At 38.3% G+C, this 11,183-nt stretch carries 12 protein-coding genes and 1 tRNA gene; 2 read left to right on the top strand and 11 right to left on the bottom strand.

The genetic code is table 11. The annotated features are described in order from the left end of the window. The first annotated feature begins 284 nt into the window (after positions 1 to 284). The gene (locus MRY86_RS07815; RefSeq protein WP_293571204.1) at positions 285 to 497 is read left to right on the top strand and encodes a hypothetical protein; all 213 of its coding nucleotides are present in this window, start codon (positions 285 to 287) and stop codon (positions 495 to 497) included. Positions 498 to 511: 14 nt separating this feature from the next. Here the strand turns inward: MRY86_RS07815 and MRY86_RS07810 are convergent, their stop codons facing one another. From MRY86_RS07810 to MRY86_RS07770, 10 genes are all read right to left on the bottom strand, one after another. Further along, a complete protein-coding gene (locus MRY86_RS07810) occupies positions 512 to 2,974 on the bottom strand; it encodes a S8 family peptidase (protein WP_293571202.1) in 2,463 nt (820 codons plus the stop codon). Between the two features lie 9 nt (positions 2,975 to 2,983). Continuing rightward, complete coding sequence (locus MRY86_RS07805; RefSeq protein ID WP_293570437.1) at positions 2,984 to 3,955, bottom strand: ATP-binding protein; 972 nt, start codon at positions 3,953 to 3,955, stop codon at positions 2,984 to 2,986. 169 nt (positions 3,956 to 4,124) lie between these two features. Next, positions 4,125 to 4,310: a hypothetical protein gene (locus tag MRY86_RS07800; RefSeq protein ID WP_293570438.1), complete on the bottom strand. Its 186-nt coding sequence runs from the start codon at positions 4,308 to 4,310 to the stop codon at positions 4,125 to 4,127. Positions 4,311 to 5,048: 738 nt separating this feature from the next. Beyond that, positions 5,049 to 5,741: an SDR family oxidoreductase gene (locus tag MRY86_RS07795; protein WP_293570439.1), complete on the bottom strand. Its 693-nt coding sequence runs from the start codon at positions 5,739 to 5,741 to the stop codon at positions 5,049 to 5,051. Between the two features lie 3 nt (positions 5,742 to 5,744). After that, entirely contained in the window at positions 5,745 to 5,939 is a 195-nt protein-coding gene (locus MRY86_RS27145) for a DUF2798 domain-containing protein (RefSeq protein WP_366145560.1), read from the bottom strand. A 47-nt stretch (positions 5,940 to 5,986) separates the two neighbouring features. Further along, the gene (locus MRY86_RS07790; protein ID WP_293570440.1) at positions 5,987 to 6,577 is read right to left on the bottom strand and encodes an isochorismatase family protein; all 591 of its coding nucleotides are present in this window, start codon (positions 6,575 to 6,577) and stop codon (positions 5,987 to 5,989) included. Positions 6,578 to 6,580: 3 nt separating this feature from the next. After that, on the bottom strand, positions 6,581 to 7,942 hold the full coding sequence (locus MRY86_RS07785; protein WP_293570441.1) for an alginate export family protein: 1,362 nt from the start codon (positions 7,940 to 7,942) through the stop codon (positions 6,581 to 6,583). A 37-nt stretch (positions 7,943 to 7,979) separates the two neighbouring features. Next, complete coding sequence (locus MRY86_RS07780) at positions 7,980 to 8,645, bottom strand: isochorismatase family protein (protein ID WP_293570442.1); 666 nt, start codon at positions 8,643 to 8,645, stop codon at positions 7,980 to 7,982. 285 nt (positions 8,646 to 8,930) lie between these two features. Then, the gene (locus MRY86_RS07775) at positions 8,931 to 9,434 is read right to left on the bottom strand and encodes an SRPBCC domain-containing protein (protein WP_293570443.1); all 504 of its coding nucleotides are present in this window, start codon (positions 9,432 to 9,434) and stop codon (positions 8,931 to 8,933) included. 303 nt (positions 9,435 to 9,737) lie between these two features. Then, a complete protein-coding gene (locus MRY86_RS07770) occupies positions 9,738 to 10,199 on the bottom strand; it encodes a MarR family transcriptional regulator (RefSeq protein WP_293570444.1) in 462 nt (153 codons plus the stop codon). Between the two features lie 488 nt (positions 10,200 to 10,687). Here MRY86_RS07770 and MRY86_RS07765 point away from each other — a divergent pair, with 488 nt between their 5' ends. Continuing rightward, on the top strand, positions 10,688 to 10,948 hold the full coding sequence (locus MRY86_RS07765; RefSeq protein ID WP_293570445.1) for a helix-turn-helix transcriptional regulator: 261 nt from the start codon (positions 10,688 to 10,690) through the stop codon (positions 10,946 to 10,948). Positions 10,949 to 11,035: 87 nt separating this feature from the next. On the opposite strand, the gene MRY86_RS07760 is transcribed toward MRY86_RS07765, so the two are convergent. Continuing rightward, positions 11,036 to 11,106: transfer RNA gene (locus MRY86_RS07760), tRNA-Cys, on the bottom strand. Positions 11,107 to 11,183 lie beyond the last annotated feature (77 nt).

The following is an 11,183-nucleotide window of genomic DNA, read 5'->3' as shown; positions in this document are numbered from 1 at the left end:
CTAGAGCCTCAAACGGCTGCAAGTGGCAAATTTTATCTTGCTCGTCGTTAAAAAGCCTCGCCGATGCTTAGGCATCGCCTACGTTTTTTGCCTGGATCAAAATAAAATTTGCTACACTTTCGCTCGTTCAGGCCTAGCTGAACAAGTCTAATGAGGATGTGAAGCATCACTAACCCTCCCCACCATATCAACTCCCAAGCGACGAAGTAAAAGGTTAACAATTACAGATTTCTCTATACAATGGGAGAAAGATTAACTTTACTGTTAAGCGACGAATAGGAAATGTGGCAGAAGAGCTGAACACACAACAGGATCAAGAGGAGCTTGAAAGTTTCGTGCTCGAAAAAACTGATTTCAAGAAAAGACTAAAATCTGCATCAGCTGCGACAAAGTACTTCGATGAAGGACTTGCCAAGTCTGATTTCAAACGCCAGTATCTGGACTTTATCTTTGATAAGGTTTTGGGGGATGTGAAGGGTGGTAGGCCGAATTTATAAACTTCCAATTTTGTTTAGATTTGGATAGGGATTTCAAGGGAGACCGCAACAGGAGAATACAAATCGACCTCCTGTGCTGGAGTTTCAAGAGACACAATCAAAGAGTACCTTGTTGATTTGTTCCACTTTCCTAGGTGATGTCGCTGTTTCCACCATCCAACAGCTGGATATACCCCAATAAAGTTACATGAAGCTATCTCTACTGCACTTTTCTCGATAAAATCGGAATGCACAGAACCTAAGTGACGGCTTTGTGATCCAATAGCCCATCTTTGACTATCATTAGTTGTGTCGAGATCTTCATTTTCATCTCTAGCTGCTTTATTAATTCTTTTTATAAAGTCCTTCTTCGATTCAGTCTCAGAATTGACATCAAATTTAAGACCATGGGAACGATACCTGTATTTATCTTTCCACCCTACTTCACCTGGTCCTGGCTCTATAAAGTATGATAAAGTAACTTTCAGTTTTACTGGAGTATCACCCATATTTAGCAATACTTCCTTTGGCCAGGGGAGTTCGTAAAAATGCATATCCTTAGTCTTGTAGCTCCCCCTTTCTTTATTAAAGGGCTGTAATGACTCTTGTGCAATCAAGACTAAGTTATTATTCGTGCAGTAGATTGCTTTGTTAAGATTGGGCACACCATAGCCGCAGGCTCTAATTAAATTACGATATTTTGCTTTATCCGATCCCCCTATAAAGAACTGGTCTTTCATTGTTTCAGTCCAATCAGCTGAATGGATAATCAACCCTCTTACTGTCTCAGGCCAAGCCTCAGCGTATTCTGCTTGAATCTTGGCCGCCATCCACGATGCTTTTGCTGTTGCCGCACTGGTCATACAGAAGGATTCAAACTGAGCATCATTTGGCTTATAATGAGTTGTTAAAACCGAAAGGTCATCACATTCAGTTGGAAACCCATCATCATTATTGATTGCAACGTTACCTCCTTCAAAAAGAACGTCTGGTTTTATAGGCCATTTTGTGGTTTCCCAAGTTAGAGAAGTAGTGCTGAAGGGTGAAAGACCTTGACTTGGTGCAAGAGGCCTATAACCATTTAAATTCTCATCTTCAATTTTAGTAAGCTCTGTGAAAGCACCAACAGAAATAGCATTCCAAGATTGACTCGGTGAGTGAACTGAGCTTATTAAATTGATTTCTGGATATTTACCCCAGTCTTTAGGCACATTACCTGCAGAAAGAATTATTAGCCTGTATACTCCATCATCTGCACCCGATGTTAGAGAATCGATTGCACCTGACCAAGAGGATGGTTTCCCTTGATCATATTGGTCTGTAGTCACCGCCATGCAAATAATCCTCTTCCTCTCAGGAGCCTGAATTTCTGCTTTGCTAACGAGTTGCTGAGTAATAAAGCCATATAATTTTGGTTCATTTTCCCCTGTAGGTGGTAATATCTTTCCAGACTCTATGACATGTTTTAGTTCAATATGATCTTGTGATTGCAGTTCCTTTGATAAATCGCCAAAAATAGCGACTCCTGCCATATTGGTTCCGTGCCCTTTGTGATCGTGAACTCCCCAATCATCTAGATAACTGTGTAGGTCTTCATCTGATAAAGACAGTTCTATCAATCTGTGACCATTGTTTATCCCTGTATCCAGAATGTATATCGAAGTGTCTATGTCTTCATCTAACTCTATTCTTTGTCTAATATCTTCAACCCATTCTGTTTGCTCTACATTATTAAGCTCTACAAAAAAGCGAACCGTTTCCCTTGCCCTCCTATATTCTGCAATCTTATCCGATGCTTGAAACAATTCAGTTAACTGGGCCTTATCAGCCTTTACGAGTACAACAGTCCGTTCAGGAAAAAAAATGGCACTGTTTTGGATTTCAATTCCAAGTGTTGTACACGTTTGAACGAACTCAACTAAATCTGCATCCCTTTTATTTGTTCTAATCCAAACTTCACACCATTCAGGATTCTGCTCAGGAATTAGTTCAGGAGAGTCTTGCCAGAATGATTCGAAAATAGCAAGTTGGACGTTTTCAATACTTTCTACCAATGGAGCATTCTTAGGGTTGCCTTTTGAAGTATCTTCGTCAAGATAAGCTTGTACCTTTGAAATAAAATAATTCTCTTTCCCAGCTGGTATATAAACAGTTGCAATCACTGTTTCCTGTTCACCTCCTGAACTGGACTTTACATTCAATAGCCTTATGCCTTGTTTAATATTCTCAAGACTTTTCGTGACTAAATCAAACCCTATCCTACTTTTGAATTCCAAGTATATACCGTGACTAACAGGAAGTGCTACTGCTTCACGCTGATTTTTCACCTCCTCAAATTCCCTCCAGGCATCATTAAGCTTTTCTAATAATCTATCCCCATGATTTCTTCTGTTCCTAGTGGGTAATCGGTAGCCTGGCCCACCGCTTTGAGGTGAGGTATAGGAATGGTCTTCTTTAGAACCCTTGATGAAAATTAATGAATATTGGCTTTTAGACATAAATAAATACTAACTCCTATCGGAAAAATAAACACCTTTTCTATTGCTTATCATCTCCAGTAATAGTGCTTTAGTTACCTTAGTTTTATCATTCAAAATAGTTTCTTTAATCGCATCATCACAGGCTTGAGAGATTTCTGCATGACTGAGACCATTAAATTTATCGAAAGGTAGAGAGCTAATATCAAACCCAGTCTTAAAATTAGCCAGCTTGTTTTTTACTAAGTTGATAACTTCATCCTTACCTGGTAATTGATAAAACAAAACATCATCAAACCTTCTAAATAATGCCTGATCCAAAAGCTCAATGTTATTAGTTGCTGAGATGATAAAGCTGTTTGACTGATCTTGTTCCAAAAATTGCAAGAATGCATTTAGTACTCTTCGCATTTCTCCGACCTCATTATCTCGTGTCCTTTCGGCACCAATTGCATCAAATTCATCAAACAGATAAACCCCTGTATTCTTAGATATAAAATCGAATATTAAGCGAAGTTTAGCTGATGTTTCCCCCATATATTTAGTCACAATCTTATCAACTAAAATAACGTAAAACGGGATTTTTAGCTCTTTTGATAGGATGGAAGCTGTCATAGTCTTTCCTGTTCCTGGAGGACCTGTTAAAAGAATCTTTCTCCTATGGGAAAAGCCAAATTTACTCAGTTTCCCTCTTTGCAAATACTCTCGGATTATTCGGTCTATTCTCTGTTTAAGTTCAGGAGAAGCAATCAGCTGGACAAGTTTTTTGTCTGCTTCAAACGGCTGAACAAGACCTGATAAATCTGGATTATGTGGAATTACCTTTAAATGAGAAGAAGATTTTCTTCCTTTCTCAATCAGTGTTTTTATCTCATGAGCAAGACTGCTATGCCCTTTTCTTGCCTCACTAGCGGCTAATTGTAGGGCAATAGTTGGGAACCTCTCTTTATCCTCAGAATAATGAGACTTAATAAGAGACTTTATTTGATCAGCAGTTGCCATTTGAACTAGTAAAATGAAGTTGAATAACCCAATTCTTTATCACAATTTATCACTTTCCTTGCGAATAGCAAACGAAATTGCACAAAGCAATATTCCTTAGCAGGATAGCTATCCTGTTTCTTTTCCAAAAATGAATTTTCTTGCACACCCTGCACACATTTTCCTGGGATTATCCGTCATACCCTCTTACATTATTTAGCCAATTTTCAGGGTCTCCTATCTTATCCATATAAGGCTTAGATTCAGCAATCAGTCGATCCAGATACTCATCGGGAGATTCATTACTATCCTCATAATCAATAAACTCTAAGAGCTTGGCGGATCTCTTGTTAAACTCTATGCTTTTACTTTCCATCACACTACCTAGTTACCAGTAAAACTATACTATTTATTTGAAACATGCACTTATTTAACAAATTGTTTCTCTCAATTTCTTAAAGCATACTTCCTTTAAGAAGTCATTATACCACAAAAAAGACTTTTTGAATCTAAAATATTAGCCCACCCTCAAGATTTTTCTTGCACACCCTGCACACAGCTTTGTCACAAGAAAAGTTGTGACACTTAATAAATTGGCTAACAGAGGATTAAACCTCTGTCACAAGATGCACAAGATAAATTCACCAAAACACTTTAAAAACTTTCAGAAAGGACCCCAATCTGCCACCTTTCTAATTTATAGACTCGTACTCATAACGTCTTTCTTTTACGGTTTTTCTTCTCAACAGCAGAAAATACCCTCTCCCCTACCCTGCTTTTCAGAAATCTTCTTGAAGGTATTTTAAGCATTCATTTTTACATTTATATCTGTTTAAAATAGTGAATGCCACATGACAGCCAAAAACGTAGAGCTAAACCGTATTCGGCATGTTCTTGAAGAGCATGACCGAACACAAACTTGGCTTACCAAGAGTCTTGATTTAGCCTTTGGCACAGTCAATGATTGGTGTAACAACCTTGATTTGACAGATTTAGTAAGGGCAGCTGAATCACTAGTACTAGCTCCAGCGGTATTAACTGTGGAGGTAAGCAAATAGAGCCCTCTTAACTGGAGAATAGTCAAGAGGGCTTTTGATCAACTGAATGCTATTAATTAAGAGGTTTGGGGAATTTTATGAATTGTTTGACCATTTTTTTCTTTGGTGCTTAAATCAACGATGTACTCTCCTATATCCTCAGCTTTCAACCAACCAGGCTGACCGACAGGGCGGGTACGTGTAATCACTGGTGTAAAGGCAGCGACTGAATAAACTTTGATATTTGTACCCTGGGCTTCTCCACTTATAACTTGTGCCATCATCTTCTGAGCTGAAGCAATAATAGACATTGGTCCAGCATTGGGTACGACCATTTCTGATGCACCTCCATTTATCATTATATAAGTGCCTGCATTAATTGAATGAAAATACTCAAGCAATGATTTAGCAAAAATAAAATGAGAGTTTAGGTTGTTTTCTATAATCTGTAGCCAGTCCTCTAGAGGTACTTCATCTAATCTGCCTTTCTGGTACCAACCACCCAAAGAAGCAACAGCCAAATCAATCTTTCCATATTTTGATTCTACTTTTTTGATCAATTCTAAATTTGACCGATACTCGCTGGGAGTTGCCTGTATGACTATTAAATTGGGGTCATCTTGAACGTAGTTTTTCAGTTTTTGTCCTCTAGACTCCATTCTCACTGGGACAATGACTCTTGCTCCTTCCTTTAAAAGTACTTTAACAATACCTTCTCCTACTGATCCTGTGCCACCAGCGACAATGGCAACTTTATCCTTTATTTTCATATTTTAGCTATTTGAATTTTGTTCAACTATTAGATTCGTAATAGCACGAACACACGGTAGCACAATGGCTACTGTAGGAATTACAATAATCCATGTGCTTAAGAACCTGTTTAACCAAATAGAGGGAAAATCTTCCACAAACCCCATACTCACCCAGGTGAGAATAAATGACAGTATTAGTCCAATAAACAGTGTCATCAAAAAAATAAACACTATCATATAATATTTGGCAGGTAATTTACTCATTACAATGCGTGATTTCCCCAATAACTGAATTCCTGGTACAATTCGCCAATATGAGGACCTTCAGGTGTTTGCCAATCTTTCATCAGCTCACTGGCAAGTGACCCCCAGCTGGTCATGATAGCTCCTGCCTGTGACAAACGCATCATAGCTGCCATTTCATTTAAAGGCGTATCGGATCCAGAAACATCTACTACCACAAATACATCATAACCGTTTCTTAATAAATCGATTGTGAGCATAGTTGTACAAATGTCAAGTGATATGCCCCCAACGATGACCTTCTTCCGACCAATTTTTTCAATAGTCTTTATGAACTCTGGTTCGTCCCAAGCACTGGGTGTATGACGCTCAACGCGAATACCATGGTCCAAATGCTTCATAACTTCTGGGAAAAAATTCCCTCTAAAATCACCTTCTTCACCAAGTATTATGGTAGGAAGATTAAAGATTTTTCCTATTCTCGCCAGTGCCTCGGCATTTGCTCTAAAAAGAGAACGGTCGATTGTTCTTAGCCCTGGAAGAAATCCATCCAGAAAATCTACCATAACCAAAACGGCGTTTTCGGGCGTAACCCTTTCTGTGTAATTCATGATTTAAAATTTGAATGATGTTTTAAATGAGAAGTAATTTAGTGTTTCACCTTTGCCAGTATTTTTTACATATGCTCCAGGCTGAAACAAAGCATAATCAAGGAAGAACTGAAAATTAGTATTCAGTGCATAGAATAACTCCAGAGTAGATTGATTACCAAGAAACTTGGCATCTGAATCATTTAGGATGCTTGGCCGAATTTGCACAGCTGCTGGCGTATAAACACCATCCACATCACTTTGCCTCCAAATCCAGTAGTTACTCAGAGTAGCTCGGAATTTCTTGAAGGGAAAAAGAATAATAAAAGGCTTTAGGTTAATAAGGTTGGTCGAACCTATTGGAGCAGCCAGCCCAAACTGCGGTTTAGAATATAATAGATTGTAAGTATTGAGTCGTTTGTCATTGGGGTCTTGATCCCCCGAGATGTAATTGAGTTGCATACCTATTCCAATGGCATCCGATATTGCCTTATCTCCCTCAAAAGATATATTGTATGCAGAAATATTCTGAGTATTAAAGTTCCCGAACTGATAATTAGATTCCAGAGAATAGTTCAAGCCTTTTGACTCTCTCCAGTACCTTAATCCAATCGTCTGCCTGTCCTCTGTACTTTGAATTTCATTGTATACCCTTTCACTTCCATGAAAGCCGAAATAGTAAACATCTAAATTGTCCTTACCTAATTTATTCACGACGTAAAATGTCCAGATCAACTCATCGATCCATTTGTCGTCAAATACACCCTGCATAGAAATAACTGGCGTGGCTATAAAGGCATAAATATTTCGTTTTTGTCTTTCAGAGCCTATAAGAAATGCGTCAAATGTCAGGCGAGTGTTTGGCCCCTCTCTCATACCAATAATGAGTTGGGTCCCTTTCCCAAATTCCTGCCTTCCAGCTTGAATGAAATCGCCCTCATTGGTTAAGTCCACCCTCACAAAGGCTTGATGAAGAGACAATCTATTCTCATCAATCTCAGGTGTAAGGGGATTCCGCTTAAAAAGAGTATAGGTTGAATTAAGCTGGGTGAATAATCTCCATCTTTTGTTAAACCTCAGATTTGAGTGAACCATTGCTCTGTGCCACAAAAAGCCCTCAGAATCCGTTTCAAAGAATGGAGGTATATCCCCAAAATTTTGATTATCGAAATACTGATACATTTCCCTCACTTCGCCGCCAAACGAAATATTGGACTGACCGTGTAGCGGAATAAACTTTAGCTTTTCATACCAATTCCTCTCCAAACTATCTGACTGTTGCAAATAGGAGAAATCATCAAAATATCGGAATATTTTAATTGGGCCTGGCTGTCCAAAGCAAGGAAACATCAGTACGATAAAATAAATAGTGAAAATATATTTCATAATGTAACGGGGGATTGCTCCCCCGTTCATTTATTTGTTATTTGGATAATTCTGAATTTCCCCAATAAGAGTATTTCTGATATAGCTCACCCACCGCAGGTCCTTCAGGTGTTTGCCAATCTTTCATCAATTCTGAAGCAAGTGTCCCCCAATTGATCATAATAGCTCCAGCTTGGGTTAATCGCATCATAGCCGCTATTTCGTTAAGGTTTGTATCTGAACCCGAGGCATCCACAACTACATAAACTGTATAGCCTGCTCGAATTAAATCCAGCGTGAGCTGGGCAGTACAGATATCAATAGAAATACCGCCTAGTACTACCTTTTTCCTTCCGATTTTTTCAATTTCCTTTCTAAAGTTCGGTTCATCCCAAGCACTTACCGTATGCCGTTCTACATAGATCGCATCAGGCAAGTTCTCTTTTACAGCGGGAAAAAACTCACCTCGAAACCCGCCTTCGTCACCCAGCATAATTGTAGGCAACTTGAAAATCTCACCAATTCTAGCCAAAGCCTCTGCGTTAGCATAAAAAAGATTCCTGTCAATAGTCCTGATTCCAGGTACGAAACCACCCAAGAAATCTACCATCACAAGGGTGGTGTTGTCTTTTGTTAACTTCTCAGTGTAAACACTGTTATTTTGAGCAAAAGAACTCAACCAAATCCCCAAAAAGAAAAAGAGGATAACTACTGCTTTTTTCATTTTTCCCATTTTTAAGTTGTTAATTAAATCAGTTGTCCTTACGAATCTCTAATGGTTAGCCCATATTCTTGGATATGTTTGTGAATAGGATTACTAGATTTACTGCTTCTTGTAGAAGGTCTCCATGGAATAAAAAAGCTCGTGATATTTTTCCTTAGCTAATAAATGACCAAAGTTGGGAATCACTACTCCATTAATAAAATAGGCTCGCCATACCCTCCGATACGATAGTTAAGCTAGGAAGTGTTGAGATGCGAATTTCAAAATCTGAATAATCCATAGTTGTTAGCCATTAGAGGTATCAATAAATTTTTTGAGTTGCTGATTCATCTTCTCAAATCCTTGCGGAGCATTTTTCATCATTGGCTGATGTTGAATAAAGGGGGCTAAAAACCCACTGTACCTTTCTCTGTTGATTAGAAAAGTCTGACCTTGTCGTTCTTCAAGTTCAAACAGGTGTTCCCCGTCAAAAACACCAGGGAATCCTGTTCTTGCTATCCAGCCAAATTTTTTACCTTCTTCCCAATGATTGATTGTAGGCGAAAATTCATAAGGGGTAGCTCCTTCAACTGATAGTTTTAGTTTTATTATCTCACCTTTAGCGGGAGTACCTCCCATAAATTGAAGCTGATCATTCCAATCTCCATACCTCTCCATTTGAATCAATGTCTTCCAGACTTTATCTGGTGTCTCATCGATTAGTATCTCAGCTCGGACCTCAAAATTGTATAGAGACAAGCCTAAGAGGAGAATTAGAAAAAATAAGATAATCAGGATAGTTGCTGTCATTCCATCACGATTTGAAGAAGCTGATTAATTCTCTGCCCAGAAATTCAGGGTTTTAAAGCTTGTTTTGAGTCCATTTTGAACTTTATCGACCTGAGCTAATAAAGTAGGTCAAAGGATTAAATGAATTACCAATAACCTTCAAAGTAAAACTGGTGTTGAAAACAAAAACAAGTCTCAACGAAATTTGTTGCAACAAATAAAAATTTTTATTCTCGTCTTAAGCGATAACTACTCGTAAAGCAGATTAAAAGCCCTTTAAGAGAGGAGACGGTGAAGGATGGAGAAAAAAGATTCGACCACTAATTATTTCTTTTTTTGTGATCGTAGTTTATTCAATATCTCATTTAGTTGTGTTACTTCTTTTTCAGAGAGGTTATTAAGACTTTGGATTTTTTTTATCAGTTCTTGGTTCATCTTCGATACCATTTTCTGGCCAGAATCAGTAATGAAAATATTTATCTGACGCCTATTTTCTGGGTTTAGTTCTCGTGTAGCATATCCTTTTGCAACAAGCTTATCCACAAGGCGGGTTATATCACGCCCTTTATCTAACATTACTTCTCTGATATCTTTCGGCGAACAAGGTGAAGGGTGGCTTCCCTTAAGAATCATTAAGACATTAAAATGCTGAGGTAAAATCTTATAGCTTTTAAAAAGGTCTCCCAAGATATCATCATACCACTTATAAGTATAATATAAGTTAACCATTGCTTTATGGAACTCGTCTTTAAACTTGCTTGCCCGAATTTCTTCACTAACATCCATGCAGTCACAACTTTCGTAAAAACAAATATTGAAAAAACAGCACTTCTTTGATTTTTGTTTGCTTCTGCTATTAGTAGTCTAGAAAATTAACAATCGAGATGGCACAAAAAAACCTTTAAACTGGTTAATCCCATAATTATCGGAGACTTGGTGCAAGTCTACATTTTCTTGCACACCCTGCACAAGATGCACACAGTTTTGTCACAAGTAAAGTTGTGACACCTAATAAACTGACTAACAGAGGGTTAAACCCCTGTCACAAGATGCACAAGATAAATTCACCAAAACACTTTAAAAACTTCTAGAAAGAACCCTAATTTGCCATCCTTTTGATTTACAGCCTTATACTCATAACACTTAACCTATATACTTTTTCTTCTCAACAGCAGAGAATACCTTTTCCCCTACCCTGCTTTTCAAAAAACTTTTAGGAGAAATTTTGAGCATTCATTTTTATATCTATATTTGTTTAAAATAACAACTACCATATGACAGCCAAAAACGTAGAGCTAAACCGTATTCGGCATGTTCTCGAAGAGCAAGGCCGAACACAAACTTGGCTTGCCAAGAGGCTTGATTTAGCCTTTGGCACAGTCAACGGTTGGTGTAACAACCGAAAGCAACCTTATTTGACAGATTTAGTAAGAGCCGCTGAATTGCTAGAAGTAGCACCAGCGGATTTAATTGTGGATGGCACAAAAAAAGAAAAAGGCCTGAGTGAAACTCAGACCTTCCTAAATCTTACATAAACTCTTGAAACGACTGCTATTATGACTGCTAGTTACCGCTAGACTGTCATAACTTTTTGAAAAACAGCCGCTTAATTAAAAGCTTAGAGGTTGGGAGCGGATTCGAACCGCCGTACGAGGTTTTGCAGACCTCTGCCTAGCCACTCGGCCACCCAACCGTCTACCGCTGTATTTTTAGCGGAATGCAAATATAAAGCTTTTTTCAAAAGCACCCAGCTTTTAGGCACTAATTTTA

The sequence above is a fragment of the Phaeodactylibacter sp. genome, assembly GCF_022763345.1.
Taxonomy (GTDB): Bacteria; Bacteroidota; Bacteroidia; order Chitinophagales; family Saprospiraceae; genus Phaeodactylibacter.
The sequence above is the reverse complement of the archived record's forward strand: the minus strand, read 5'-3'. Positions and strand labels throughout refer to the sequence as shown.